This window comes from Bosea vaviloviae, assembly GCF_001741865.1.
In the GTDB taxonomy this organism is placed as follows: Bacteria; Pseudomonadota; Alphaproteobacteria; order Rhizobiales; family Beijerinckiaceae; genus Allobosea; species Allobosea vaviloviae.
This window is the reverse complement of record NZ_CP017147.1, coordinates 414,705-441,305: the sequence shown is the minus strand read 5'-3', so window position 1 is coordinate 441,305 and position 26,601 is coordinate 414,705. Positions and strand designations below refer to the sequence as shown.

At 66.4% G+C, this 26,601-nt stretch carries 26 protein-coding genes; 15 read left to right on the top strand and 11 right to left on the bottom strand.

The window, feature by feature from the left end:
- Entirely contained in the window at positions 1 to 564 is a 564-nt protein-coding gene (locus BHK69_RS02075) for a gamma-glutamylcyclotransferase (RefSeq protein ID WP_069693295.1), read from the bottom strand.
- 107 nt (positions 565 to 671) lie between these two features.
- Between BHK69_RS02075 and BHK69_RS02070 the strand changes: the two genes are divergently transcribed.
- On the top strand, positions 672 to 1,724 hold the full coding sequence (locus BHK69_RS02070) for a DUF2125 domain-containing protein (RefSeq protein ID WP_158516145.1): 1,053 nt from the start codon (positions 672 to 674) through the stop codon (positions 1,722 to 1,724).
- Positions 1,725 to 1,782: 58 nt separating this feature from the next.
- On the opposite strand, the gene rpoH is transcribed toward BHK69_RS02070, so the two are convergent.
- The 4 genes from rpoH to BHK69_RS02050 form a co-directional block, all read right to left on the bottom strand.
- Entirely contained in the window at positions 1,783 to 2,679 is an 897-nt protein-coding gene (gene rpoH / locus BHK69_RS02065; protein WP_069688663.1) for an RNA polymerase sigma factor RpoH, read from the bottom strand.
- A gap of 214 nt (positions 2,680 to 2,893) precedes the next feature.
- Positions 2,894 to 3,937 carry an RluA family pseudouridine synthase gene (locus BHK69_RS02060; RefSeq protein WP_069688662.1) on the bottom strand — a complete coding sequence of 348 codons (1,044 nt, stop codon included), beginning with the start codon at positions 3,935 to 3,937 and terminating at the stop codon, positions 2,894 to 2,896.
- A 180-nt stretch (positions 3,938 to 4,117) separates the two neighbouring features.
- Positions 4,118 to 5,797 (bottom strand): heme biosynthesis protein HemY, encoded by a 1,680-nt coding sequence (locus BHK69_RS02055; protein WP_069688661.1) that lies wholly within the window; start codon positions 5,795 to 5,797, stop codon positions 4,118 to 4,120.
- Positions 5,798 to 5,812: 15 nt separating this feature from the next.
- The gene (locus BHK69_RS02050) at positions 5,813 to 7,873 is read right to left on the bottom strand and encodes a uroporphyrinogen-III synthase (RefSeq protein WP_069688660.1); all 2,061 of its coding nucleotides are present in this window, start codon (positions 7,871 to 7,873) and stop codon (positions 5,813 to 5,815) included.
- A gap of 410 nt (positions 7,874 to 8,283) precedes the next feature.
- Between BHK69_RS02050 and tsaD the strand changes: the two genes are divergently transcribed.
- The 6 genes from tsaD (at position 8,284) to acs (ending at position 13,888) form a co-directional block, all read left to right on the top strand.
- On the top strand, positions 8,284 to 9,372 hold the full coding sequence (tsaD, locus tag BHK69_RS02045) for a tRNA (adenosine(37)-N6)-threonylcarbamoyltransferase complex transferase subunit TsaD (protein ID WP_069688659.1): 1,089 nt from the start codon (positions 8,284 to 8,286) through the stop codon (positions 9,370 to 9,372).
- A complete protein-coding gene (locus BHK69_RS02040) occupies positions 9,369 to 10,367 on the top strand; it encodes an NAD(P)H-dependent glycerol-3-phosphate dehydrogenase (RefSeq protein WP_069688658.1) in 999 nt (332 codons plus the stop codon). The genes tsaD and BHK69_RS02040 overlap by 4 nt, the downstream gene beginning before the upstream one ends.
- A gap of 13 nt (positions 10,368 to 10,380) precedes the next feature.
- Positions 10,381 to 10,911, top strand: a complete 531-nt coding sequence (locus BHK69_RS02035; RefSeq protein ID WP_069688657.1) for a L,D-transpeptidase family protein — start codon at positions 10,381 to 10,383, stop codon at positions 10,909 to 10,911.
- Between the two features lie 24 nt (positions 10,912 to 10,935).
- The gene (locus tag BHK69_RS02030; protein WP_069688656.1) at positions 10,936 to 11,268 is read left to right on the top strand and encodes a hypothetical protein; all 333 of its coding nucleotides are present in this window, start codon (positions 10,936 to 10,938) and stop codon (positions 11,266 to 11,268) included.
- A gap of 75 nt (positions 11,269 to 11,343) precedes the next feature.
- A complete protein-coding gene (locus BHK69_RS02025) occupies positions 11,344 to 11,751 on the top strand; it encodes an EVE domain-containing protein (RefSeq protein ID WP_069688655.1) in 408 nt (135 codons plus the stop codon).
- Between the two features lie 190 nt (positions 11,752 to 11,941).
- Entirely contained in the window at positions 11,942 to 13,888 is a 1,947-nt protein-coding gene (acs, locus tag BHK69_RS02020) for an acetate--CoA ligase (RefSeq protein WP_069688654.1), read from the top strand.
- A gap of 96 nt (positions 13,889 to 13,984) precedes the next feature.
- Here the strand turns inward: acs and BHK69_RS02015 are convergent, their stop codons facing one another.
- Positions 13,985 to 14,443, bottom strand: a complete 459-nt coding sequence (locus BHK69_RS02015) for a Fur family transcriptional regulator (protein WP_069688653.1) — start codon at positions 14,441 to 14,443, stop codon at positions 13,985 to 13,987.
- Positions 14,444 to 14,572: 129 nt separating this feature from the next.
- Between BHK69_RS02015 and BHK69_RS02010 the strand changes: the two genes are divergently transcribed.
- The 4 genes from BHK69_RS02010 to BHK69_RS01995 are packed head-to-tail and all read left to right on the top strand — an operon-like array spanning position 14,573 to position 18,208.
- Complete coding sequence (locus tag BHK69_RS02010) at positions 14,573 to 15,508, top strand: metal ABC transporter substrate-binding protein (RefSeq protein WP_083269069.1); 936 nt, start codon at positions 14,573 to 14,575, stop codon at positions 15,506 to 15,508.
- Between the two features lie 23 nt (positions 15,509 to 15,531).
- Positions 15,532 to 16,458: a manganese/iron ABC transporter ATP-binding protein gene (locus BHK69_RS02005; RefSeq protein WP_069693293.1), complete on the top strand. Its 927-nt coding sequence runs from the start codon at positions 15,532 to 15,534 to the stop codon at positions 16,456 to 16,458.
- Positions 16,455 to 17,315 carry a metal ABC transporter permease gene (locus BHK69_RS02000; protein WP_069688652.1) on the top strand — a complete coding sequence of 287 codons (861 nt, stop codon included), beginning with the start codon at positions 16,455 to 16,457 and terminating at the stop codon, positions 17,313 to 17,315. Before BHK69_RS02005 ends, BHK69_RS02000 begins: the two co-directional genes overlap by 4 nt.
- A complete protein-coding gene (locus tag BHK69_RS01995; protein ID WP_069688651.1) occupies positions 17,312 to 18,208 on the top strand; it encodes a metal ABC transporter permease in 897 nt (298 codons plus the stop codon). Before BHK69_RS02000 ends, BHK69_RS01995 begins: the two co-directional genes overlap by 4 nt.
- A 69-nt stretch (positions 18,209 to 18,277) precedes the next feature.
- Here the strand turns inward: BHK69_RS01995 and BHK69_RS01990 are convergent, their stop codons facing one another.
- The 4 genes from BHK69_RS01990 to BHK69_RS32525 all read right to left on the bottom strand — a co-directional run bounded on the left by BHK69_RS01990 (position 18,278) and on the right by BHK69_RS32525 (position 21,440).
- A complete protein-coding gene (locus tag BHK69_RS01990) occupies positions 18,278 to 19,084 on the bottom strand; it encodes a transglutaminase-like domain-containing protein (RefSeq protein WP_069688650.1) in 807 nt (268 codons plus the stop codon).
- A 74-nt stretch (positions 19,085 to 19,158) separates the two neighbouring features.
- Complete coding sequence (locus BHK69_RS01985; RefSeq protein ID WP_069688649.1) at positions 19,159 to 20,166, bottom strand: LLM class flavin-dependent oxidoreductase; 1,008 nt, start codon at positions 20,164 to 20,166, stop codon at positions 19,159 to 19,161.
- Between the two features lie 195 nt (positions 20,167 to 20,361).
- Positions 20,362 to 21,132, bottom strand: a complete 771-nt coding sequence (locus BHK69_RS01980) for an SGNH/GDSL hydrolase family protein (RefSeq protein ID WP_069688648.1) — start codon at positions 21,130 to 21,132, stop codon at positions 20,362 to 20,364.
- Positions 21,129 to 21,440 carry a hypothetical protein gene (locus BHK69_RS32525; protein ID WP_158516144.1) on the bottom strand — a complete coding sequence of 104 codons (312 nt, stop codon included), beginning with the start codon at positions 21,438 to 21,440 and terminating at the stop codon, positions 21,129 to 21,131. Before BHK69_RS32525 ends, BHK69_RS01980 begins: the two co-directional genes overlap by 4 nt.
- A gap of 149 nt (positions 21,441 to 21,589) precedes the next feature.
- Here BHK69_RS32525 and BHK69_RS01970 point away from each other — a divergent pair, with 149 nt between their 5' ends.
- From BHK69_RS01970 to BHK69_RS01960, 3 genes are all read left to right on the top strand, one after another.
- Positions 21,590 to 22,306, top strand: a complete 717-nt coding sequence (locus tag BHK69_RS01970) for a response regulator (protein WP_069688646.1) — start codon at positions 21,590 to 21,592, stop codon at positions 22,304 to 22,306.
- Positions 22,303 to 23,652: a sensor histidine kinase gene (locus BHK69_RS01965; protein ID WP_069688645.1), complete on the top strand. Its 1,350-nt coding sequence runs from the start codon at positions 22,303 to 22,305 to the stop codon at positions 23,650 to 23,652. The genes BHK69_RS01970 and BHK69_RS01965 overlap by 4 nt, the downstream gene beginning before the upstream one ends.
- 62 nt (positions 23,653 to 23,714) lie before the next feature.
- Positions 23,715 to 23,897, top strand: a complete 183-nt coding sequence (locus BHK69_RS01960; protein WP_069688644.1) for a hypothetical protein — start codon at positions 23,715 to 23,717, stop codon at positions 23,895 to 23,897.
- 7 nt (positions 23,898 to 23,904) lie between these two features.
- Here BHK69_RS01960 and BHK69_RS01955 read toward each other — a convergent pair whose 3' ends face one another.
- Positions 23,905 to 24,525, bottom strand: a complete 621-nt coding sequence (locus BHK69_RS01955; RefSeq protein WP_069688643.1) for a HutD/Ves family protein — start codon at positions 24,523 to 24,525, stop codon at positions 23,905 to 23,907.
- Between the two features lie 496 nt (positions 24,526 to 25,021).
- On the opposite strand from BHK69_RS01955, the gene BHK69_RS01950 reads away from it, so the two are divergent.
- Complete coding sequence (locus BHK69_RS01950) at positions 25,022 to 26,596, top strand: ABC transporter substrate-binding protein (RefSeq protein WP_069688642.1); 1,575 nt, start codon at positions 25,022 to 25,024, stop codon at positions 26,594 to 26,596.
- Positions 26,597 to 26,601: the final 5 nt, after the last annotated feature.

The following is a 26,601-nucleotide window of genomic DNA, read 5'->3' as shown; positions in this document are numbered from 1 at the left end:
TTAGAGCGGCGGGCGCGGCTCGCCGAGGCCGGGGGCGAGTTTTTGCGCGAGCTCGGCGAGGACAGGGTCGAAGACGCCCATCTTGCGCAGATGTTCATGGGTCTGCAGCACATAGTCCGGGTTCTCGCCCGAGCCGCCGCGCCCGTTGCGTACCAGCTCCAGCACCTTGTCCGGCGGCAGCCGCCCGGCATATTGCAGGTGCTTGCGGTCGGCGACATAGACCAGCGCCTTGACGTTGCGCCCATCATCGAGCCGCACCGGCATATGGCGCTCGAGATAGACCGAAGTCGCCTGTTCGCGGGCGCGCAGATAGGTCACGGTCTCGGCCGCCTCGCCGGCTGCGACCCGGAAGGCAAGGCCGCGGCAGATGCCGCCGCGATCGAGGCCCAGTACGAGGCCGGGACGTTCGGGCGTGCCGCGATGGACATGCGAGAAGATGCAAAGTGAGCGGTGGTAGCCGTGCAGCCGCGCGACGACGCTTTCCTCAAAAGGAAAGCCAGGCCGCCAGATCAGCGAGCCATAGCCGAAGACCCAGAGATCGCTCGCACCGAGATCAGCTGTCATCGTCACCCCATAATTTTGCCGTGGCCGCCTGCTTGATGGGCGCACTGGCGTCCTTGCTCGGCGGCAGCTAACAATCCGCTCGCTTTTTCGCAATGGACTGCCGCCGTATGACCGATCTTCCTCCCACGCGTCGCCGCAGCCGGTTCTGGCTCTATGCGCCCTTCGTACTGCTCGCGTTGCTGGCCGCCGCCTGGAGCGGCTTCTGGTTCGTGGTGCGCGGGCGTGTCGCGGAGGCGGTCGACACGGCGCTGGTGCGCGAGGCCGGCCTCGGTCGCAGCTGGAGCTGCCTGGACCGTTCGATCAGCGGTTTTCCGTTTCGTGTCGAACTGCGTTGCGCGTCGCTGGAATTGACCTCTGTGCGCTGGGGCGATGCGGTGAAGCTGCAGACCGGGCCAAGCCTCGCGCTCGGGCAGATCTATTCGCCCGGGCTCGTCATTATGCAGATCACCGGCCCGCTGCAGGCCAGCCTGCCCGAAGGCCGCAAGCTCGATCTGGCCTGGGCTCGGCTCGAGGCAAGCCTGACGCATAACGGCACGGCGCCCCAGCAGGTCTCCCTGGTCATGACCGAGCCGAATGCGACCCTCGCCGCGCCCGGCCAGGCCAATGAAGGCTGGCGCGCGGCCAGCCTGGAGGTCCATCTGCGCCGCAATCCGACGCGCCCGGCAAGCGATCAGGCCACCGATCTCGCCATCAGCACCAAGGGCTCCGTCCTACCTGCGCTCGATGCGCTGCTCGGCACGAGCGAGGCCGGCGATGTCGACATCCAGGCGACCCTGACGCAGGCCGAGGCCTTCAAGCTCGGTTTCAATCCCGATGCGCTGGAGCGCTGGCGCAGCGCTGGCGGGCAGATCGAGTTGACGAAGCTGGTCTCAGTCAAGGGCCCGGCCCGCATCGAGGCGAGCGGCCTGTTGCTGCTCGACCAGACGCATCGTGTTTCCGGACAGATCCAGGCCTCGCTCGCGGGCATCAAGCAGATCGCCGGCGTTCCGGTCGGGGGGGGGCTCGGTGGCCTTGGGGGCCTGCTCGGGGGCCGGGCCAGCGCGCAGGCACCGGGTGCGGCGCCCGGCCTGACGGCGTTGCCGCCGGTGGTGCTGCGCGAGGGCCGCGTCTATCTCGGGCCGATCCGCCTGCCGGTCCAGCCGCTCCTGCCCTTGTACTGACCGCACATGAAAAAGGGGCGCATCGCGCCCCTTTTCTTTGCTGATGAACGGCCGCGGGTTAAGCCGCCGGCAGCGCCGCGCGCGGCGCCTCGATGCGGGTCAGGGCCTTCTTGACCGCATCCTGCACCTTCTCGAAGGCGCGCACCTCGATCTGGCGGACGCGTTCGCGCGAAACGTTGAACTCCTCGGAGAGCTCTTCCAGCGTGATCGGGTCCTCGGCCAGCCGGCGTGCCTCGAAGATGCGGCGCTCGCGCGGGTTCAGGACATCGAGCGCCTCGCGCAGGGCCGAGTGGCGGTTGTCGCTTTCCTGCGAGTCCGCATAGCGGCGTTCCTGGCTCTCGCTGTCGTCGACCAGCCAGTCCTGCCATTCACCGTCGCCATCCTCGCGCAGCGGCGTGTTCAGCGACGCATCGCCGCCGAGGCGGCGGTTCATGTCGATGACGTCCTGCTCGTTGACGCCGAGCTTGGTAGCGATGGTCTTGACCTGCTCGGGACGCAGATCGCCCTCGCCAAGCGCCGAGATCTTGCTCTTGGCTTTGCGCAGATTGAAGAACAGCTTCTTCTGGTTGGCCGTGGTGCCCATCTTCACCAGCGACCAGGAACGCAGGATGTATTCCTGGATCGAGGCCTTGATCCACCACATTGCATAGGTCGCGAGCCGGAAGCCCTTATCGGGCTCGAAGCGCTTGACCGCCTGCATCAGGCCGACATTGCCCTCGGACACGACCTCGCCGATCGGCAGGCCATAGCCGCGATAACCCATGGCGATCTTGGCCACGAGCCGCAGATGGGATGTGACGAGCCGGTGCGCCGCATCGCGGTCGCCGTGCTCGCGCCAGCGTTTCGCCAGCATGAATTCCTCGTTCGGTTCCAGCATCGGGAACTTACGAATCTCGTCGAGGTAACGTGACAGTCCGCCTTCCGCGGACATGACGGGCAGCGACGCAATCGCCATGCTCGTTCTCCTTCTTGGCCCCCGCTTCGCGGCAAACCAACCGCGCGATCAACCTTCGCGCAGGCTTTGGATGTCGTGAAAGATACAACGCCGGAACCGGCTAACGGTTCGGCGCTGTTTCAAGCCACGTGCGGCGCCCCTTAGCCATCCGCATCCAACGCGCACTCTATGCCATGACAGCTTGGCGGAAAATGGGCAGGATAGCGAGATTGCCTCACAGCCTCGCGAGTTCTGCTTGCAAATTTGCAAACTCAGACGGCGGGTCGGATTCGAAAAGCATCTCTTCGCCCGTGGCGGGATGGGCGAAACCCAGCAGCGCCGCATGCAGCGCCTGCCGCCCCAATTGCGTCAGCGCCAGACGGGCGGGCTCGGGCAGGCGGCTCGCCTTGGTCGCGAAACCGGAGCCGTAGAGCTGGTCGCCGAGCAGGGGGTGGCCGAGATGGCTCATATGGACGCGGATCTGATGCGTGCGCCCGGTCTCGAGCCGGCACTCCACCATGCTGGCGAGCGCCTCGGTCTCCTCCCTGCCCTTGAGCAAAGCGGGGTAGCGTTCCATCACGGTGAAATGGGTGATCGCCTCGCGCCCGCGCTCCTCGCCCACGACCATCATCTTTTCGCGGTTCTTGTTCGAGCGCTCGATATTGGCTTCGATCGTGCCGTGCGCCCGGCGTGGAAAGCCCCAGACAATGGCGAGATAGGCGCGCTGGAGGGGGCCGGTGCGACCATGGTCGGCGAACTGCTTCGCCAGGCCCTGATGGGCCTTGTCGTTCTTGGCGACGACGAGCAGCCCGCTGGTGTCCTTGTCGAGCCGGTGCACGATGCCCGGTCGCCTGACGCCGCCGATGCCCGAGAGGCTTTCGCCGCAATGAGCGATCAGGGCGTTGACCAGCGTGCCGTCCTCATGGCCGCCGGCAGGATGCACGACGAGGCCGGCGGGCTTGTCGATGACGATCAGGTGCTCGTCCTCGAACACCACGGTGAGCGGGATGTCCTGCCCCGCCGGTGCCGGGGGCTTGGCCTCGGGCATGATCAGCGTCAAGGCGTCGCCCTCGACGACCTTGCGGCTGCCATCGGTCGTGACCGCGCCGTTCAGGCTGACGCCACCATCCTTGACGATCTGCTGCAGGCGGGCGCGCGAGATCTCGCCGGCCAGCAAGGCGAGCGCCTTGTCGAGGCGCGCGCCGGCCTGTTCGGCCGTCACATGCAAGGTCACGCCCGCAGGCGGTGCGGTCTCAAATTGGCTTGGCTGTGATGTCATGACCGACGCTATAAGCGCCCGGGCCGAAAGCCGCACTTCTTTTCGCACGCGCCTGCGTCGTGCGATGAAGCTTGCCCCAGCCGGAGATCCCCAGCCGGAGATCCTGCCTCAGCCCAAAATCTTGCCTCAGCCCAAAATCTTGCCTCAGCCCAAAATCTTGCCTCAGCCCAAAATCTTGCCTCAGCCGAAGATGCGGAACTTCGCCTTCTTCTCCTCGAGGATCTGGGCGTCTTCCGGCCCGGGATCGTCGGGTGCATGCGAGACGGGAAAGATCACGGGCGTGGCGCGCGCTTCGCCCTTCGCTGATGCGGCCTCGGGCTTGGCCGCGGCCGGTTTTGGTTCCACGACAGGCTTCGGCTCCACGACAGGCTTCGGCTCCGCGGCAGATTTGGCCTCCTCGGGCGGCTTGGGTGCAGGCTCGACGATGGCTGCCGGCGGCGGCTCGCTCGGCTTCGGCGGTGGCATGGCGGGGATGCTTGCGGGGGCGGTCGTCACGGTTTCGGCGCGGGCCTCGATCAGAGGCGCGGAATCGTCGAGATCGGCCAGGACGTCGTCGAGCGCCGGAGCATGGCTGCCGAGTGTGGCGGGCGGGACCGTCCAGACGAAGGCGTCGAGCCGACCCGAGATCGGCGAGACCGGCAGCCATTGATCAGAGACCAGCCCGTCGGCGACCCAGGCGGCGTCGCGCGGCGCACGCGTTGCCCGTGCGAGCCATTCGCGCACCCGGCCGGCCGCGCCGTGCTCGGCTTCCTCGAGCTCCGCCATCAGCAGGCAGGCGCGCACCGAGGCGCCGCCGGCGAGCAGCGGCTTCAAGGTCGTGCGGGCCTTGGCGAAATCGCGGGCGTGGATGGCGGCGCCAGCGAGCGCCAGCACGCCTTCAGGGTCGGCCGGGCGCAATTTCGCCAGCGTGGTTGCGCGGTTGAGCCGGTCCTGGGCGCTGTCGCCGGAGCGGACATCGAGATAGGCGGCGGCGATGTCGGGATGGGAGACCTCCTTCCAGGCGGCCTCCAGGATCTTGGAAGCTTTGCGGATGTCGCCGCGCTCGGCCAGCATGCGGCCGGCCAGCACCGCGGCCGGCGTCAGGCTGGGCGCGAGCTTGGTCGCCTCCAGCGCGGCGGCGAGCGCCTTTTCCGGCTCTCCGTCACGAGCCTGCAGGGCCTCGGCTGCGAGTAGCACGGCGCGCTGGCGCTTGGCCTCGGCCTTCTCGGCCAGCCTCAGGGCGGCGCGGCGCTCGACGGCGGTGCGCGCCGCCTGCCAGTCGCCGGCGCTGGTATGGAAGTCGAGCAAGGCGTCATTGGCCCAGGCGAGGGAGGGCGAACGGCGCACGGCGTCGTCGGCGAAGGCGCGTGCGGCGGTCATGTCGCCGCGACGCCTGGCCTCGACGAAGAGGCCGCGCAGGCCGAGCACGCGGGTCTCGGGCTTGTCGAGCATGGTCTTGAAGGCGGCCTCGGCCCGGCCGCGATCGCCGGAGAGCTGGGCGGCTTGCGCCTCCAGCAGCAGGGTCAGGGGCTCGTTGCCGGAGAAGCGGCGGGCATCGACGGCGTGGCGGCCGGCGGCGATGGGATCTCCCGCACCGATCGCGACCATGCCGCGCGAGACGGCCTCAAAGCCGCGGGCGCGGCGGCGTGCCCGCGAGGCGAAGCTGAAGGCCGAGGGCAGGCCGAGCACGAAGCGCGCAAGCGCCCAGGCCAGCATCGCCAGCATCGCCAGCACGACGACGCCGATGGCGGCGATCGCGACGCTGGTTTCGATGCGGTAGCCCTGCCACAGAATCGAAACATCGCCGGGACGATCGGCGAGCCAGACGGCGCCGACCGCGAGGCAGGCGAAGACGAGGAGATAGAGCAGAACCCGAACCATGAACTCTATCCTCCGTCAGCCCGCCGCGCCGAGCGCGGCGACGGCATCCTGTGCGATTTTTGCAATCGCGGCATCTGCCTGGGCCCGTTTTTGCAAAGCTGCGCCGAAATCGACGCTGCCGAGCCGCGCCGGCTCGGGCAGCTGGTTCCAGAGGCCGGCCGCCACGACGATATTCCCGCTCGCCAGCGCGTTTTCCAGCCGGATCAGCAAGGTGGCGGGATCGTTGGAGCCGGTGTCGCCCACGGGGCGGATCGTGACGATGCGGCTGGCGAGCCCGAGCACGCGGTCCTGCCAACTGGCGGTTGCCGGCGTCATTTCCCTGGCGAACATCGCTCGATGCGTGCGGAACTGCGTAAGCAGCGTGTCACGGGTCGGGGCGCCGGTCGTCGCGACCGCGCTCAGCGCCGCGATCTGCTCGGGCGCGCCGCCGCCCTTGGCGAGCGCTGCGACATCGCCGGCGAAGGGCTGGCCTGAGGCGATGGCGCTCTGGATGCGCTCGGCCAGGACGATGCGTGCCGCGGCAAGGGCCTGCGGGCTGGGTGCGGAGGCTGTCTTGGCGAGGGTCTCGACCGTGCCGAGCCGCTGGCCGAGCGCGTTGGCGGCGGCTTCGGCGCGCTGGGCCTGGGCACTCAAACTTGCGATGGCACCGGCATCGGCACTCTGGGTGCCTTGCGCCTTCGCCTGTTCGCCAAACCGGGTCGCGGCGGCCTGCGCCTCCGTTCCGGCCTTGACGGCGGCATCCGCCTTGCGGTCGAGCGCGGCGGTGGCGCCTTGCAGGCTGTCGAGCCGGGCGCGGAGTTCGGCGATCTGCGTAACGTCGACGGCAGGCGTCGCGCGGCTCCAGGCCAGCATGGTAAGCCCGGCGCCAACCACGCCGCCGACGATGCCGGCAAGCGCCAGGGCCGGCCAGGGCAGGCGCGATTTCGTCTCCGGAAGAGAGGGTGTTTGGGCAGCGCCCGCGCGGTGCGATCCTTCATCGTCCGGGCCGGCACGCCCGGTCGAAGGCTTGGTCTCGGGCGCGGTGAAATCGGGCGCGACGAATTCCTGGGGCAGCGCCTCGGTCGGCAGCACGGCCTCGGACGCGGCTGCGCTTGCGGACGCCGTGTCCGTTCCGGCTGGCTGGGCGTCTTGCGCCCTCGACGTGTCTTGCGCCCTCGACGTGTCTTGCGCCCTCGACGTGTCTTGCGCCTTTGACGTGTCCTGTGCCTTCAAATCGATGGTCGGCGGCGTGCGCCGGGCGCGGCCACGCTTCATCATTTCAGCATGGGGCTCGGCTTCAGCATCGGGCTCGGTCATCGGGCCTGTCTCCGTCTCGACGCCTGTCGTCGCAGCCGGTTCGTCTCTAACATCGTCGCGCAGGCGATTGCGAGCGGACACTTGATCGAGGGCGGCGAGCAGACCGGCCTCTTCCGGATGTTCGGCGACCAGCACCGTGCTGGCTCCGGCCGTGATCAATGGCGCCGCGACATCTGCCGAGAGCGTGACATGGGTCAGCGCCAAAGCAGGCTCGGCGAGGCCGGCCTCCCGCGCCAGCGCCAGGAAGGTTCGGGCGCCGCGCGGGGAATAATGCAGGGCGGCATCGACCTTGCCGTCGCGCAGGGCTTCAGTCGCATTCGCCGGGAGCGCGGTCACGGCCTCGGCTGCATACGCCGTCCATATCGTCACGTCGTAACCGGCGTCCCGCAGGCGCTGCGGGACATCCTCATGGTTGTCCCGGCCGGCGATCAGGAGCAGCCGCGACGGCGGCGGCAGATTGCGGCTGATCAGATCGATCAGGTCATGGCGATTGCCGTCGGCGCTGCGGGCATCGGCATAACCGGCCTCGCGGGCCTTGCCGGCGGTGCGCGCGCCGACGCTGAAGACGGGCAGGTCGCGCCAGCCCAGGGGAGCCTCAGTGAGCGCGCTCACCGCATTGCCGCTGGTCAGGACGAGCGCGGAGAAATCTCCGGCCGGCGCCGGCTCGGGCAGGCGCACGACCGTGAACAGCGGCGCGATCAACGGCTCGCAGCCGCGCGCGGCGACCGCGCGGGCGCTACGCTCGGCATCGGCCTGCGGCCTCAGGACGAGTATGCGCATGCGGTCTCCTTTCGCGCCGGGTATCATCAGACAGAGCTCCCATCTGAAGCATGAACACGCAATCCGCGCCCGCCTTCACCGTCGAATTGGTTAGCGATCGCGGCTGAGCCGTCATTGGGACCAGCGGCGACGCAGTCCGGGGTTTTGTCGCGGAGCGGGGTTGCGATTCCGGCCATGCCTTAGGTCCCCCTCAAATGGCCGCTCTGCCGGCGGCTCCGGATGCGTCGTCCCAGACCGGCATCCCAGACTTGGTATTCCAAGCTCGGCGCCCGGGCCGCATAACGGCCTCTTGGCCTTATGCTCGCTCGCGCACTATACGGGGGAATTCCCGGCGCGAAACTGCCGGTTCTTCACGACCGAATTCCTGCGCCCGTCTATTCCATCACAGCTGCGAGACCAATCGGCCGATCATGCGAGTTTTGGGCATAGAGACGACTTGTGACGAGACCGCGGCTGCGATCGTCGAGGTCACGCGCTCCGGCGAAGCGAAAATCCTGTCGAACGAGGTGCTGAGTCAGATCGCCGCACATGCGGCCTTTGGCGGCGTCGTGCCGGAGATCGCGGCGCGTGCCCATGTCGAGGCGATCGACCGTATCGTCGGCAGTGCCTTCGAGAGAGCGGGGCTCAAGCCTGCCGATATCGATGCGGTTGCTGCCGCTGCCGGTCCAGGGCTGGTCGGGGGCGTCATGGTTGGGCTGACCACGGGAAAAGCCATTGCGCTGGTGACGGGCAAGCCCTTCATCGCGATCAACCATCTTGAGGCCCATGCGCTGACGGCGCGACTGACCGACGATCTCGCCTTTCCCTATCTGCTGCTGCTCGTTTCGGGCGGGCACACGCAATTGCTCGCCGTGCGCGGCGTCGGCGACTATCTCAAGCTCGGCGGCACGATCGACGACGCCGTCGGCGAGGCCTTCGACAAGATCGCCAAGATGCTGGGCCTGGCCTATCCGGGCGGCCCTTCGGTGGAGCGCGAGGCGGAGAAGGGCGATCCCGAGCGCTTCGACTTTCCCCGTCCGATGAGCGGCCGGCCGAATCCGGATTTCTCGCTGTCTGGCCTCAAGACGGCGGTGCGTCTCGTCGCCGAGCGGATCGCGCCCTTGTCGGATCGCGATGTCGCCGATCTCTGCGCCTCCTTCCAGGCGGCGGTCGTCGATGTGATGGTCGACCGGACACGGGCTGGCCTGCGCGCCTGCCGCGCCGCCGGCATCACGCCATCGGCGCTGGTCGTGGCGGGCGGCGTCGCCGCCAATCAACCGATCCGGCGCGGGCTGACGCGGCTTGCGACCGAGGCCGGCCTGCCGATGGTGGCACCGCCGGTCGCGCTCTGCGGCGACAATGGCGCGATGATCGCCTGGGCCGGGTTGGAGCGGCTGCGCCTGGGGCTGATCGACGATATGAGCGCGGTTGCGCGCCCGCGCTGGCCGCTGGACGAGCTCAGGCCGCAAGATCTCGTACCGCAAGATCTTGCGCCACGCGATGCCAAGGCCGGGGAATGAGCGGGCTCACCGCCTCTTCCGTCATTGGCATTGTCGGTGGTGGCGCCTATGGCACGGCCTTGGCGCTGGCCGCTGCGCGGGCGGGGCGCGAGGTTCTGTTCTGGGCTCGCGACGCGGCGATAGTCACGGCGATCCGGGAGACCCGCCAAACGCCGCATCTGCCGGGCGTGATCTTGCCGGAGGCGATCTCCGCGACATCCTCACTCGCGGCGTTGAGCGCTGTTGGCGCCTTCGTGGTCGCGGTGCCGACGCAGAGCCTGAGGCAGGTCTGCGAGGGGCTGGCGCAGGCGCTGTCGGCCGGCCGGCCGGTGATCTCGGCCGCCAAGGGTATCGAGCAGGCGACCGGCCTGTTCACCACGCAAGTGATCGCGCAGGCCTGGCCCGGCTCACCGGCTGCGATCCTGTCGGGACCGAGCTTCGCCGCCGATATCGGACGCGGCCTGCCCACGGCGGTGACGCTGGCCGCGCAGGACGCAAATCTGGCGCGGGCCCTGGCGGAGGCGCTGAGCTCATCGGCCTTTCGCATCTATCACAGCGCCGATCCGCGCGGCGTCGAGGTCGGCGGGGCGGCCAAGAACGTGCTCGCCATCGCAGCAGGGATCGCGATTGGCCTCGGCTATGGCGAGAGCGCTCGGGCGGCGCTGGTGGCGCGCGGTTTCTCCGAATTACGCCGCTTCGGCGAGGTTTTTGGCGCGCAAGGCGAAACGCTGATGGGGCTGTCGGGGCTGGGCGATGTCGTGCTGAGTTGCGCCTCGCCGCAATCGCGCAACTTCGCCTTCGGCCTGGCGCTGGGGCAGGGGCGACCGATTGCGGACGCTTCGGGCGGCAAGCTGGCGGAGGGAGCGTTCACCGCTTCGGTGCTGGCGCGGATCGCGCGTGAGCACAAAGTCGAGATGCCGATCGCGGACGCGGTCGCGGCGATCATCGCAGGCGAGATCGGCGTGCGCGAGGCGGTGGCCGGGCTTCTGGCACGACCGATCCGCGCCGAGAATTGAGGCGGGCCGGAGCATGCTGAAGCGAGCTGCGATCTTGCTCTCCGTCGGGCTCGCCCTTGCCTTGGGCTTGGAGTTTTCGCAGTTCTTGCGGGTAACGCCGGCGCTTGCAGCTCAAAACGAGCAGGCGACGCGCATCCTGATCGAGAAGGGCGCGCGGCAGCTAACCTTGGAGCGGGATGGTCAAGTGCTGGCGCGCTATGCGGTGGCCCTCGGCTCCGATCCCATTGGCCAAAAGCAGGGGGAAGGTGACGGCCGGACTCCGGAAGGTGTCTATGCCGTCGACTTCAAGCATCCGCGCAGCCGCTATCACCTGGCCTTGCGCATCTCCTATCCGGATCGGCAGGCGCGCGAGACAGCGCTGCGGGCCGGCGTTTCGCCCGGCGGCGACATCATGATCCATGGTATCCGCAATGGCCTCGGCTGGCTCGCTGGGCTGCATCGCAACCGCGACTGGACGGATGGCTGCATTGCGGTCACCAATGCCGAGATTCGCGAGATTTGGTCGCGTGTTCCGTACGGGACGCGCGTGGAGATCCGGCCATGAGGCGTCGGGGCGAGGGAGGTGGCAATGGCCAATGACTGGTCCGACCTGACGAAGCGCGTGGCGCGCGGCATCGCTGAAGTCCGCAAGACGACGGGCTCCGAGCTCGTCGCCGAGAGCCTGCCGGTGGCGCTGGCGGGCCGTGTGCCGGCTGGCCCGGTGATCCAGCATCGCCGCCGCCGCGCCGAGGATACGCATCGCTTCGTGCTGATCCTGCCCTTCGGCGAGGGTGAGGTCCGGGTCGAGCTTGATCCGCAGGATTATGCCGCCCTGACGCGCGAGATGGTGCGGTTCTGGAACGAGCAGGGGCAGGCGGCCTCGAAACCGCCGAGCCCGGACACCGAAGCGAGTGGCGAATAGCGAGTGGAGTGCGTCTTGCTTTTCCATTCGCCATTCGCCACTCGCTATTAGCTTCTCCATCCTTGCGAGCATCTCATGGCACATTGGCTGATCAAATCCGAACCGGTGAAGTGGTCCTGGGACCAGCAGGTCGCGGCCGGCGCCAAGGGCACGCATTGGGACGGCGTCAAGAACCACACCGCCAAGCTCAACCTGATGGCGATGAAGCAGGGCGATCAAGTCTTCTTCTATCACTCCAATGAGGGGCTCGAGGTCGTCGGCATCGTCGAGGTGATCAAGGAGGCCTATATCTGGATTCCGGGCGAGCCCTGGGTGCTGGTCGATTTCAAGGCGGTGAAGCCGTTACCGAAGCCTGTGACGCTGGCGCAGGTCAAGGCGGAACCGAAGCTCGCCAAGATGGCGCTCGTCACCTCGTTTCGCCTCTCGGTGCAGCCGGTGACCGACGAGGAATGGGCGCTGGTCTGCAAGATGGGTGGGCTCTGAACTCCGGCGCGGCAGCCGAAAGTCTTTGAAACGAAAGTGCGAGGTCGCCCAGCTTGCCGCCTTGGCTGCCGGGACTATGATGCAGCGCATTCAAACCAAGCGGACGAGGCGAATCCCGCGATGCGCCCCCGAAGCCGCAATTCAGACGGCCCAAGTATTCAGACGGCCCAGGTCTGGGGAGACGCCTATAATGTCCGAGACGATCTATGATGTGCCCGCCGCCTGGGCCAAGAAAGCGCATCTGAACGACGCCAAATACAAGAAGATGTATGCGGCCTCGATCAAGGATCCGGACAAGTTCTGGGGCGAGCAGGGCAAGCGGATCGACTGGTTCAAGCCCTACACCAAGGTCCGCAACGCCAGCTACAAGCCCGGTAAGGTCTCGATCAAATGGTATGAGGACGGCACCACCAACGTCGCCTATAACTGCGTCGATCGGCATCTGGCGACGCGGGCCAAGCAGACCGCGATCATCTGGGAGGGCGACGACCCCTCAGAGTCGAAGAAGATCACCTACGGTCAGCTCTATACCGAGGTCTGCAAGTTCGCGAACGTGCTGAAGGCCAACGGCGTCAAGAAGGGCGACCGGGTCACCATCTACATGCCGATGATCCCGGAAGCGGCCTATGCGATGCTGGCCTGCGCCCGCATCGGGGCGGTGCATTCGATCGTGTTCGGCGGATTCTCGCCGGATTCGCTGTCGGGCCGTATCGAGGGCGCGACCTCCGATGTCGTTATCACTGCCGATGAGGGCCTTCGCGGCGGCCGCAAGGTGCCGCTCAAGGTCAATGTCGATGCAGCGGCCGAGAAGGTGCCGGTCAAGACCGTGATCGTGGTCAAGCGCACCGGCGGCGACGTGGCGATGAAAGAGGGTCGCGACGTCTGGTATCACGAGGAAGCGGCGAAGGTCTCAGGGCATTGCCCGCCAGCCGAGATGAAGGCGGAGGACCCCCTCTTCATCCTTTACACCTCCGGCTCCACGGGTAAGCCCAAGGGTGTGCTGCATACGACTGGCGGCTATCTCGTCTATGCCGCGATCACGCATCAATACGTCTTCGATTATCATGATGGCGACATCTACTGGTGCACGGCCGATGTCGGCTGGGTGACCGGCCACAGCTATATCGTCTACGGTCCGCTGGCGAACGGCGCGACGACGCTGATGTTCGAGGGTATCCCGACTTACCCTTCGATCTCGCGCTTCTGGGATGTCGTCGACAAGCATAAGGTCAACACCTTCTACACCGCGCCGACCGCGATCCGCTCATTGATGGGCGCGGGCGAGGAGCCGGTGAAGCGGACCAAGCGCAAGTCGCTGCGCCTGCTCGGCTCGGTCGGCGAGCCGATCAATCCGGAGGCCTGGGAGTGGTATCACCGCGTCGTCGGCGACCGCCGCTGCCCGATCGTCGACACCTGGTGGCAGACCGAGACCGGCGGCATCCTGATCACGCCCTTGCCCGGCGCAACCAAGCTCAAGCCCGGCTCGGCGACGCGGCCTTTCTTCGGGGTCAAGCCGGAGATCGTCGACGCCGAGGGCAAGGTGCTGGAGGGCGCGACCGAGGGCAATCTCGTGCTGGCCGAGAGCTGGCCCGGCCAGATGCGCACGGTCTATGGCGACCATAAGCGCTTCGAGGAAACCTATTTCGCCACCTATCCGAACAAGTATTTCACCGGCGATGGCTGCCGGCGCGATGCCGACGGCTATTACTGGATCACCGGCCGCGTCGACGATGTCATCAATGTCTCGGGCCACCGCATGGGCACGGCCGAGGTCGAATCGGCGCTGGTGGCGCACCCCAAGGTCTCGGAGGCCGCTGTCGTCGGTTATCCCCACGACATCAAGGGGCAGGGCATCTACGCCTATGTCACGCTGATGTCGGGCGAGATGCCGAGCGAGGCCTTGCGCAAGGAACTCGTCGGCCATGTCCGCAAGGAAATCGGCCCGATCGCCTCGCCGGACCTGATCCAGTTCTCGCCCGGCCTGCCCAAGACCCGCTCGGGCAAGATCATGCGCCGCATCCTGCGCAAGATCGCCGAGGACGAGTTCGGCGCGCTCGGCGACACCTCGACCCTGGCCGATCCGGCGGTGGTCGAGGACCTGATCGCCAACCGGCAGAACAAGCGCAAGGCGGGGTAAGCGAATCGTCGCACGTCATGGCCGGGCTTGTCCCGGCCATCTCGGGGGGCTCTGGTCATGAGATGCTCGGGGCAGGCCCGAGCATGACGGCGCGTGTCAAACGTCTTTTTTGACGCGCTTCCGCCCGGCCTTGGGCAGCTTGCGCGCATAGAGCTCGAGCCGGTGGCGGACGATCTCGTAGCCCAGCTCGGCTGCGATCTTCGCCTGCAGCGCCTCGATCTCCGGCGATGAGAACTCCACCACCTGGCCGGTCTCGACATCGATCAGATGGTCGTGATGCTGCTGGTCGGCATGCTCGTAGCGCGAGACGCCGTCCTCGAAGGCGTGGCGCTCGATCGCGCCCTGCGATTCCAGCAGCTTCATGGTCCGGTAGACCGTCGAGAGCGACAAGGTCGGGTCGTGCTCGAAGGCGCGGGTGAAGATGCCCTTGGCGTCGGGGTGGTCATGCGCCTCGGCGAGAATGCGCAGGATCAGCCGGCGCTGCTGCGTCATCCGCAAGCCCGCCTGCTTCAACTGGCCCTCGAAAATGGCCACGCGCTGCTCGGTTCCGATCATTATCCGCAGATAGCAAGGCTGCGACGCATTTGCAAAACAGAGATAATGCAAATCATTTGCAATTGCATTGACAGATGCAATTCGTTTGCAATAGCTATTGAAGGGATTTGATAGCCAGCAGGAGAGAGCATGCATTCGCGTCGTCATTTCATGGGTCTGTATTTCTTGGGCCTCTGGTCGGCCCTCGCTGTCGTGGGTGGTCTTTGCGCTGCGGCAGTTCCGGCGCTGGCGCAGCCGGCGCCGGGCAAGCCGCTGCGGGTGGTCACGACCTTCACCATCATTCAGGACATGGCGCAGAACGTCGCCGGCAATGTCGCGATCGTCGAGTCGATCACCAAGCCCGGCGCCGAGATCCATGATTACCAGCCGACGCCGCTCGACGTGGTGAAGGCGCAATCGGCCGATCTGGTGCTGTGGAACGGGCTCAACCTGGAGCGCTGGTTCGAAAAATTCTTCGAGAACGTCAAGAATGTGCCGAGCGCGGTGCTGACCGACGGCATCGAGCCGATGGGCATCAAGGAAGGTCCTTATCAGGACAAGCCGAATCCGCATGCCTGGATGTCGACCAAAAACGCGCTGATCTATATCGAGAACATCAGGAAGGCGCTGGCCAAGGCCGATCCCGCCAACGCTGCGACCTACGCCAAGAATGCCGCCGCCTATGCCGACGAGATCAAGGCGATGGACGTGCCGCTGCGCGCCCGGCTCGACAAGGTGCCGGCCGACAGGCGCTGGCTCGTCTCCAGCGAGGGTGCCTTCAGCTATCTCACTCGCGATTATGGCTGGCGCGAAGCCTATCTCTGGCCGATCAACGCCGACGAGCAAGGCACGCCGCAGCAGGTCCGCAAGCTGATCGACCTCGTGCGCAAGAGCAAGATTCCGGCCGTGTTCAGCGAAAGCACGATCTCGGACAAGCCGGCCAAGCAGGTCGCGCGCGAGACCGGCGCGAAATATGGCGGGGTGCTCTATGTCGACTCGCTCTCTGCCGCAAACGGGCCGGTGCCGACCTTCGCCAAATTGCTGGAGGTGACCGTGGAGACGATCGCCAAGGGGTTCGGCCAGTGAAGACGTCTGAGCTGAGCTCGAGCATGGCCGCCGGCCCGACCCCCTCGATCGTCGTCGCCGGGGTCACGGTTCGCTACGGCAACGGCGTCACGGCGGTGCACGACGCCTCGTTCGCGCTCGGGCCGGGCACGATCTGCGCGCTCGTCGGCATCAACGGCTCCGGCAAATCGACCCTCTTCAAGACCTTGATGGGGTTTCTGAAGCCGGCAAAGGGTATGGTCTCGATCGCCGGAATGGAGGTTCGCCAGGCGCTGAAGCGCGGTCTCGTCGCCTATGTGCCGCAGGCGGAAGAGGTCGATTGGAGCTTCCCGGTACTGGTCGACGATGTCGTGATGATGGGCCGCTACGGGCATATGGGTTTCCTGCGCATCGCCGGCAAAGCCGATCGTGATGCCGTCGACGACGCCCTGGCGCGGGTCAACATGCTGGAGTTTCGCCGCCGGCAGATCGGCGAGCTCAGCGGCGGCCAGCGCAAGCGCGTCTTCCTGGCTCGCGCCCTGGCGCAGGGCGGGCGGATCATCCTGCTCGACGAGCCCTTCACCGGCGTCGACGTCAAAACCGAGGACCAGATCGTCGACCTGATGCGGGAGTTGCGCGCTGAGGGCCGGCTGATGCTGGTCTCGACGCATAATCTCGGCTCCATCCCCGATTTCTGCGATCAGGTCGTGCTGGTCAACAAGACGGTGCTGGCCGCCGGGCCGACCGACACAACCTTCACGCATGCCAATCTGCAGCGCGCCTTCGGTGGTGCGCTCAGGCATTTCCGGTTGGAAGGGCACGCCTTGCATGAGGATGCGGATGCGCGCCGCGTTACCGTCATCAGCGACGATGAGCGGCCGTTGGTGCTCTATGGCGAGCGCGACCATGAGAAGCTGGCCGATGGCGGCAAGGCCAATCGCGGCAAGGCGAATGGCGAGAGGGCGACCGGCGAGGAGGGGAGTTCGTCGTGATCGAGCTGCTTCTGGAGCCCTTCGGCTACCAATACATGGTCAAGGCCATCTGGGTCTCGGCTCTCGTGGGCGGCGTCTGCGCCTTCCTGTCCTGTTATCTGATGCTGAAGGGCTGGTCGCTGATGGGGGATGCGCTGGCGCATGCGATCGTGCCGGGCGTCGCCTTCGCCTATCTGCTGAAAGTTCCCTACGCCGCCGGCGCCTTCTTCTCGGGCCTCCTGGCCGCGCTCGCCATGGCGCTGGTCAGGGTGCGCACGCAATTGCGCGAGGATGCGGTCATCGGCATCGTCTTCACCACCTTCTTCGCGGTGGGCCTGCTGATCGTCTCGATCAATCCGACCTCGGTCAATGTCCAGTCGATCGTGCTCGGCAACATCCTTGGCATCTCGGATGAGGACGTTCTCCAGGTCGCAATCATCGCCGCGATCTCGCTCGCCATCCTGATCGCGCGCTGGAAGGATCTGATGCTGGTCTTCTTCGACGAGAATCAGGCGCGCGCCGTCGGCCTTTCGCCGACGCGGTTGAAGATCCTGTTCTTCGTCCTGCTCAGCGCCTGCACGGTCGCGGCGCTGCAGACGGTCGGCGCCTGTCTCGTCATCGCCATGGTGGTGACCCCGGGCGCGACCGCCTATCTTCTGACCGATCGTTTCGGGCGGCTCATCATCATCGCGGTCGCGATGGGGGTGACGACGAGCGCGGTCGGAGCCTATGCGAGCTATTTCCTCGACGGCTCGACCGGCGGCCTGATCGTCGTCTTCCAGACCATCCTGTTCCTGGCTGCCTTCCTGTTCGCGCCCAAGCATGGCCGGCTCGCGGCGCGCCGGGCCGCGCGCAGTGTCGTGGAGCCCATGACATGAGTTTGATCGACATCTGGCTGATCACGCCCCTGTCGCATGAATTCATGCTGCGCGGGCTCATCGTGGCGGCGCTCGTCGGCGTGGTCTGCGCCGTCCTGTCCTGCTTCCTGGTGCTGAAGGGCTGGTCGCTGATGGGTGACGCCGTCTCGCATGCGGTGCTGCCCGGCATCGTGCTCGCCGCCATGACGGGGCTGCCATTGGCGCTGGGAGCTTTCGCCGCCGGCCTCAGCTGCGCGCTCGGCATCGGCTATCTCAAGGAGAACAGCCGGGTGAAGGAGGACACGGTGATGGGCATCGTGTTTTCCGGCATGTTCGCGCTCGGTCTCGTGCTCTTCGTCAAGGTCGATAGCGACCAGCACCTGATGCATATCCTGTTCGGCAACATGCTCGGCGTACGCTGGGCCGATATCGCAGAGACCGCCATCATCGCGGTTCCGACCATCGCGATCATGCTGGCCAAGCGCCGGGATTTCCTGCTGCACGCCTTCGATCCGGCTCACGCCCGCGCTATCGGCCTGAATGTCCGGATGCTGCATTTCGGCCTGCTGATGCTGCTGGCGCTGACCATCGTCGCGGCGTTGAAGGCGGTCGGTATCATCCTGGTGGTGGCGATGTTGGTCGCGCCCGGCGCCATCGGCTATCTGACGACACGGCAGTTCGATCGGATGCTGCTGGTCGCTGTCGGCGTTGCGACGCTGTCGAGCGTATTCGGCACCATCCTGAGCTTCCATCTCGATGCCGCCACCGGCCCCTGCATCGTGGTGGTACAGGCCGCGTTCTTCCTGATGGCGCTGGCCGGCAATCTGATGCGCGCCTCGCGGCGGACGAGAGCGTTTTCGAGCGAAGTGGACACCGGTTCGCGTGGAGAAAACGCGTTAAAACAAAGAGCATAGCTAGAGCTGTTGAACGATCCAATGGGATCGGAAACGGCTCGAGCGCGGTTCAGCCGCCGGGCTGATCTGTCAGGCGGCCTGCTGGTCGGCCTCGTCGTATAGGCGCACCACCGTGATGCTCTGGTTCAGGCATTGGCAGTTGTACTCGCTGGTCAGGAAAGCGATGTCGGCGGCGTCGCGCCCACTTGCGATCCTGACCAGCCCTTCGACGGGAGCGAGCCGGGTCGGGTCGACAAGCCACCAGCGCCCGTCGAGAAACACCTCGTAGACGGCGTGGAAATCCGGTGGGTCGAGGTCGAGCGCATAGGCGCTGACCGCGCGCGCCGGGATGTTCAGGGCCCGGGTCAAAGCGATGCCGAGATGGGTGAAGTCGCGGCAGACGCCGGCCCGGTCGATGAAGGTCTGCTCGGCGGTGGTCAGTGCGTGGCTGACGCCATGGACATAGTCGAGATGGGTATGGAGCCAGTCGAGGACGCTGAGAACGCGCGCGCCACCGCCCTGGACCATGCGGAATTCTCGCTGGGCGAAGCGCATGAATTCGTCTGAGGGGCAGAAACGGCTGGGCAGCAGGTAAGGCAACACGTCGCGGGGCAGTTCCGACCAGTCGTGCTGGCGGGCGCTGGATGAGAGCGGCGCCCGCATGCCGTTATCGACGATGGCATTGTAGCGGATCTCGACCTGGCCGGAGAGCGCCGCGCGAAAGCGCCTCTCGCCGGTAGCGGGGTCCTCGTCGTGGATCAGCGCGGCTCCCGGCGCGATGCTGAGCTCTTCCGAGAGGATCGCCTGGTCGGGCGAGCGCGCGGCTTCGATCGCGGCGATGATTTGTGTCGCGCCGCCAAAACCATAGGTCAGCGTCGCCGCGATCGAGAGCTTCATGAAATTCCCCGGGGGCATGCGTGTGAGAACGTGACGGTCAAATGCCGTCCCGGGATTGAAGTTCCGTCGCGGCGTCAGGCTGCCGAGCGTGCCAGACCGATCTCCGGGGCGATCTGCGCCAGGATCTCGTAGGACCGCTTGCGCGCCGCTTGGTCGTGAATCGGCGCGGTGACCATGATCTCATCGGCGGATGTCGCTGCGATGAAGGCGCTAAGCTCCCGCTTGATCGTCTCGGGAGAGCCGATGAAGGCGTAGCGCAGCATCTGCGAGACATGCGCCTTCTCGGCCGGCGACCAGTATTGCTCGATATCGGCGATCGGCGGCTGGAGCTTGCCGCGCGCACCGCGGACCATGCCGACGAAGCGCTGCTGCAGGGAGGTCGCGAGATAGCGCGCTTCAGTGTCGGTCTCGGCGGCGACGACGTTGATGCCGGGCATGGCGTAGGGCTTTGCCGCCTGCTCCGACGGCTTGAAGCGTTCGCGATAGATCGCCAGGGCCTGGATCAGTGCATCCGGAGCGAAATGCGAGGCGAAGGCGTAGGGCAGGCCGAGTTCGGCTGCGAGCTGCGCGCCGAACAGGCTCGATCCGAGGATCCAGAGCGGCACGCGCAGGCCCGCGCCCGGCACCGCCTGGACCGCCTGGTTCGGCCCGGCCGGCTCGAAAAAGGCCTGCACCTCGAGCACGTCTTGCGGAAACTGGTCCGAGGCCATCGGGTCGCGCCGCAGCGCCCGCAATGTACGCTGATCAGTCCCCGGCGCGCGGCCGAGGCCGAGATCGATGCGGCCGGGAAAAAGCGCTTCCAGCGTACCGAACTGTTCGGCGATGACCAGCGGGGCGTGGTTGGGCAGCATCACGCCGCCGGCGCCGACGCGGATCGTGCTGGTCGCTCCGGCGAGCGCGCCGATCACCACGGCGGTCGCAGCGCTGGCGATGCCGGTCATGTTGTGGTGCTCGGCGACCCAGTAGCGCCGATAGCCCAGGGTTTCGGCATGGCGGATGAGCTCGATCGAGTTCCGGAGCGCGTCACCCGGCTCCTGGCCTTCGATGACGGGAACGAGGTCGAGAACGGAAATGGCGACCATGGCGGCCTCTGTTCTGGCGCGTCGGCGGGAAACCACGGCTGTGCCGCAGGCCGAGGCGCGAATCCTGAAAGGACCATGCAGATGGGTGTGGCGGCCAGGCAATCCAATGCGTGGCCGTGCGTGTCATGGCGCGTCTGCGTCAGCTTCATGGCGCGGCGGCCGACCGCACCGTCTTTATGATCCTGCTGCCTCGGTTCATCTCGAGCGGGCTGTGACGGCGTGCTCCCGTTCGAGCGCGGTGCAGAGCGCAGGGCCGATCCGGCGATAGACAGCGGCGTAATCCCTGTAGTGGACGCCGTCGACCATGGGCAGGCCGGGTGTGAAGGGGTTGGCGACCAGGCAGCCATTTGTTGCCTTGCAGGTGCTTTCCGCCAGCGCCCCGATACGTTCGGCCGCTTCCGCAGAGAAGCCCTCGGCCCTGGCTGTGTCGATGGGCGGGACGCCGGTGACGAGCACGATGTGGGATGCGCGTTGCAAGGTTCCGAGCAGCGGCTCGAAGCTCGCCTCGAAACGCATCGCCGCCTCGTATGCGTCGCTGAAACGCTTGGCGTTGGCGTCATTGGTGCCGATGGTCAAGATCACGGCGCGCGGTGGATGCGGCAGCGGTAGTTCCGCGAGAAAATCGGCATAGGCGCCGGCGGTCGCTCCGGAAACCCCGGCATTGACGAGCGGCAGGCCGCAGAGCTTGCGCGTGGGCCAGCGCTCGATATGGGAATCGCCGGCGGCCAGCAGGTAATCGCCCTCGATCCGGCCGAGATCGGCAGTGACGGCCTGAAGCCGGGTGGCGCGATAGGGCGGCGCCGAGCCGGCACGACCGAACCCGTAGCCCGCGAGCGAGCCGAGCAGCAAGGCGAGGGGCAGGACGATGAGCGCCAAAGTGAGGGGATGGCGCAGCACGATCTTGCCGAGACCTTCGAGCACGGGTGGCAAACGCAAGGCGCCGTCCAACAGGCGGCGAGGGATCATCGGGCGCGTCCCCGTGGCGAGAGGGGGCAGCCATCGGCATCGGCCGGCCCCGCTGGTGCGGCGGAGAGCTGCACCGGTCGGCCGGTCACTGGATCGCGAAAGCCACGCCGACCGCAACCGTTCTCGCCCGCGGACAAGCCGTCGGAGGCCATGAGGGCTGGCAGCATCATCAGCCAGAGCGAGGCGCCGGCGAACAGCAGCAGCTGGATGGCGGCGCGCCGAAGCCATCGATGCGGCTTGACGGGCAGGATCTTGCCGGAAAGGCTGCCGGTGCAGACAGGATTCGATATGATCTGGATCGAGGTCATCATTCGAGCCGGATTGTCGGCGCTGTATTTTGCGAAATGACGTCCGGGATTCGGGTATCTGGTATCGGTGCTTTTCCAGGAGCTCGTATAGAAACAACTGGAAACAATTCCGTCGCGACCGTGCTGCGTGCTGGGTTTAAGGCCGCCCGATGAACCGAACCGCACATATCCTGATCGTCGAGGACGACCGCGAAATCGCGACGCTCGTCTCGCGCTTCCTTCGTAACAATGACTTCCGCGTCAAGACCGTGGCGAACGGGCGCGAGATGGATGTCGCGCTACGCGACGGCCGTTTCGACCTGATCGTGCTCGACCTGATGCTCCCGGGCGAAGACGGGCTGAGCCTGTGCCGGCGGCTGCGGTCGGACGGTGCGATGCCGATCATCATGCTCACGGCCAAGGCCGAGGAGATCGACCGCATCCTCGGCCTCGAAATGGGGGCCGACGACTATCTTGTGAAGCCCTTCAACCCGCGCGAATTGCTCGCCCGCATCCGCGCCGTGCTCAGGCGGGCCTCCGCCCAGGGGCAACCCGAGATCGGCGAGAGCGTTTTCCTCAGCTTTGCCGGCTGGAAGCTCGACAAGGCGGTCCGGCGGCTGTTCAACCCCGCAGGGGAGCGCGTGGCGCTGACCGGAGCAGAGCTCGATCTGCTGCTCGCCTTCTGCGAGCGGCCGCGCCGGGTGCTTTCGCGCGACCAGCTGCTCGACCTCACGCAAGGCCGCGCGGCTGCGCCGTTCGAGCGCTCGATCGACGTGCTCGTCAGCCGCCTCAGGCAGAAGATGGAGAGCAATCCGCGCGAACCGGAGATGATCCAGACCATCCGGTCGGGCGGCTACATGTTCTCGCCGGAGATCGAGGCGGGATGAAGCGTTTCCTGCTGCGCCTGCTGCCGGCCCGGGCTGCCGCGCAGATCGCGGTCATCGTCGTTGGTTCGCTGATCCTCGCCAATCTCGTCACGGTGGCCGTGCTGCTGACGCTTCTGCCCGCGGAGCTGCGCCGGGTTCCGCGCTTCTCCTATGTGACCGAGCTGGTCTCGCTGGCCCAGTTGCACAACGCAGCGGCGACGCCGGAATTGAAGGCCGCCATCATCGAGGCCGCCACCAGGGCAAATCCGCGACTGTCGCGGCTGCAGCCGGGGCAGGGCACGCCCCTGCGCAACCCGAACAGGCATGACGAGGCCTTGCTGGAGCTGCTCGAACAGGACCTTTCCGGCCTCGGGCAGGCGCAACTGCTTGAGACCGGTGCGCAGTCCAGGCGGGAGCTGCCGCCCGCCGCGGCCTTGCGCTTTACCGACGGAACCGGGTTGATGGTCGAGCCGCCCGCCATGACGCCGCCGCCGCGCGGCACGGCCTTCATTTTCTACCTGATCACGACGCTGGCTTCGCTTGCCATGCTGATCGGGCTTTTGTCGCTCTGGGCGACGCGAGCGGTGGTCTCGCCGCTGTCGCAACTGGCGACGGCCGCCGACCGCTTTGATCCCGATCGCGATGAGGCGGTCTCGCTCGAGCATGGCCCTGTCGAGGTCAAGCGGCTCGCCGCCGCCTTCGGGGCGATGGCGGCGCGCATCCGGCGGCTCGTCGATGAGCGGACGCGGATGCTGGCAGCCGTCAGCCATGATCTGCGCACGCCAATCACGCGGCTGCGCTTACGCGCCGAGGAGATCGGCGATGACGGCAAGCGCCGCGCCATCCTTGCGGATCTGGCGTTGATGGAGCGTATGGTCAGCGGCGCCTTGTCCTATCTGCGCGAGGGGCGTGCCTCGGGCAGCATGGTCGCGACCGATGTTCCGGCTTTGCTTCAGACAGTTTGCGATGATTTCGCTGATCTCGGCCATATCGTCGTCTATGAAGGGCCGATCCGCGCCTCGGCCTTGTGCGATGCCGACCAGATGACGCGCGCCGTCACCAACCTCGTCGACAATGCGATCAAGTTCGGCGGCAAGGCCGTGGTGCGGCTCGAGGATGGCGAGGCCGAGACTATCGCCATCGTGGTCGAGGATGATGGACCGGGCATTGCGCCTGAGCATCGCGAGAAGGTGTTCGAGCCGTTCTACCGGGCCGATCTCGCCCGCACCCTGCGCGAGAGCAGCGGTTTCGGTCTGGGGCTCGCCATCGTGCGCGCTATTGCCGAGGCGCATCGCGGTGGTTTGACGCTGTCCGAGCGGCCGGGCGGTGGGCTCGTGGCGCGGATCGCCTGGCCACGGCACTGGTGAGCCTGCTGCCGTGGAACGCGCATAGGTTTTGCGCGTTCACCCCTCAGAAGAGGAGATTTCACATGGCGACCGTCAATCGGGCCAAGGAAAGCCTACGCAAGGAACAGCAGGAGCAGCGGCAGGCCAGTCGCGGCAAGGGCCGGGATGCCGAGCTGGATGAGGCGCTGAAGGGGACATTCCCCGCGAGCGATCCCGTCGCGTCGCAGACCGCGACCAAGCCTGGCGCGAAGAAGCGCGCGCATTGAGGCGGCGTCAGGCCGCGGGAGACCGTTGGGCGATGGTCGCAACGAGGGCGAGCCCTGTCGCGGCCTGGAGCGATACGGCAATCCTGGCTTCGATCAGGAGTGCGTGCCCTGGCTCGATCCGGACAGGCTTTCCATCGCAGGAGCCCGTGAAGGCATTCTCCGGCGCGTAGATGACGTGGTTTCCCGCGCTCAGCACGGCGTTCTGACCCGTCGTTGCGACGATGAGGTCGATCTCGCAGAGCGCTCTGTCGGCGATCAGGTTCACCACTTCGACCGGGCCGTTCTCGAGGCGGCTGACGATCGGTGTGCCGCCATCATAGCGGACGGGTTTGAAGGGTTTGCGCAGGTCGATCTCGCTTGCCGGTATTTCGAGGCTTGCCGGCGTTTCGAGGACGAGGCCGCTCCCGGCGATGACGAGTTGCAGGCGCTCATAGCCGGTCAGATCGGAGAACGGCCCGGGCGCGACGATGCTGGTGCGGCCGAAGCGCCAGATCATGCCCTCCCAGCTGCCCGGCGCCGCACCCTCGCGATAGGCGTCGGCGATGTCGATGGTGACACCGCCGCCATTCTTCCAGGGCGTGCGCCGGAAGCTCTCGGGCGGAAGCGGGGTGAAGTTCGCATCGCTCATCGTGCAACCCTGGCCTTTGTTTTAACGCGTTTTCTTCACCAACTGCCGGACGTCGCTGCGCCGTATGCGCGCCAGACCTGACGTGTGGCGGAATGTTCGGGCAACGGCAGGTAGAAGGGCAGATTAATGGGCGCCGAATTCCTGAGGGCTCGCATGCTCCCTCTCTCCACCGGGTTGCTCACCACACAAGTGAGGCAGACCCAGTTAACTTGAGAATGATGATCGCGCCATTATCGGACTAGATGTCTATTCCTCATGCCTGCCCGCCATTCTCATCATTAAACATATGCCGAAAGCCTGACCGTCCCGGCCTGGCCGGTGAGCTTGGTGGGTAACAATAGCGACACCACCAGCAGAGCCACGACCCGACCTGGCCACAACTTCGGCTTTCTTGGTCGCCCTGATCGACGCTGCGCATAGGCTTGACACTGTGAGTTCGATATATCGTATATTTATCGCGCGCCTTTCACGCGATCTCGCAGCCAAAGGGTAAGCCATGTTGCGACGGGACCTGAGCAAACGCGGTGTTCTCCTGGGCGGCGCGGCGGCGCTGGTGAGCGTCGCTGTTCCCACAGCCTCCCGGGCGGCGCCGAAGTCGATGATCGCCGTGCTCGAATCCGAGGTGGTGATCCTCGATCCGCATGCCACGACGGCCGCGATCACGCGCACCTTCGCCTATCACGTCTTCGATACGCTGTTTTCGATGGACATGGCGGGAACGATCCACCCCCAGATGGTGGACACGTTCTCGACCGCGTCCGATGGCCTGAGTTGGCAGTTCAAGCTGCGCGACGGTCTCGCCTGGCATGATGGCGCGCCGGTCAAGGCCTCGGACTGCGTGGCCTCGCTCAAGCGCTGGGCCCGCGGCGATGCGCTCGGCAAGATGCTCATGGCCGCTGTGACCGGGATCGAGGCGGTGGACGAGCGCAGCTTCAGGATCGTGTTGCGCGAACCCTTTCCACTGATGCTCGACGTGCTGGGCAAGCCCAATGCGCCGGTGCCGGCGATGATGCCCGAGCGCATCCTCCCGCCTGGTGACGAGCGCATCAAGGAGATCATCGGATCGGGGCCGTTCAAGTTCAAGGCCAGCGCCTGGCGCCCGGGCGACCGCGCCGTTCTGGAGCGCTTCGAGCAGTACAAGCCGCGCTCCGAGAAGCCCGACTTCCTGGCCGGTGCGAAGGTGGTCAAAGTCGACGAGGTGGTCTTGCGCGTCATGCCCGACGACGCGACAGCGGCGACCGCGCTGATCGCCGGCGAGATCGATTACATGCAGTATCTGCCCTTCGACTGGCTCGACAAGCTTGAGAAGGCGTCGAACGTGAACGTCATGGCCCTGACCGGCCTCGACATGTTCCAGGGCAATTTCCGTCTCAATCACGCGACCGGTCCCTTCGCCGACAGGGCGGTCCGCGAAGTGCTCTGGAAACTGGTCGACCAAGGCGAGGTCCTGCAGGCGATCGGCATCCCCGATCGCTATCTGGTCAAGAACTGCCCGTCCTTCTTCATGTGCGATGCACCTCTCAGCAGCTCGGAGGGCGCGGGTACCGCAAGGCTCGCTATCGACGAGGCACGCGCCGCCCTCAAGAAGACCTCCTACAAGGGTGAGCCCATCGTCTTCTTGACGGTCGCGGGCTCGATCTCGCAGACGGCTGGCGCCGTGCTGGCGGACAACATGCGCAAGGCCGGTTTCACCGTCGATGAGCAGGTGATGGACTGGGGTACGGTTCTCGCGCGCCGGGCCAAGAAGGACGGCTGGGGCATCTTCCCGGTCTATGCCAACGACATCGACATGATGTCGCCGCTGACACATTTCTACATTGGCAACAACTGCGCCAACTATGCCGGCTGGAGCTGCGACGCGGCCATCAGCGAGAAGCTCACAGCCTATGCCAAGGCGCCCGACCCCGTCATGCGCAAGCGCATCGCGGCCGAGATCCAGGTCGAGGCTTACAAGGACACGCCCTCGGTTATGTGGGGCCAGTTCAGCCGACCGGCGGGCTATCGCTCGCGCGTCAAGTCGATCGTGCAGTCCAGCTTCCCGATGTTCTGGCAGCTCACCCTCGACGCCTGAACCGC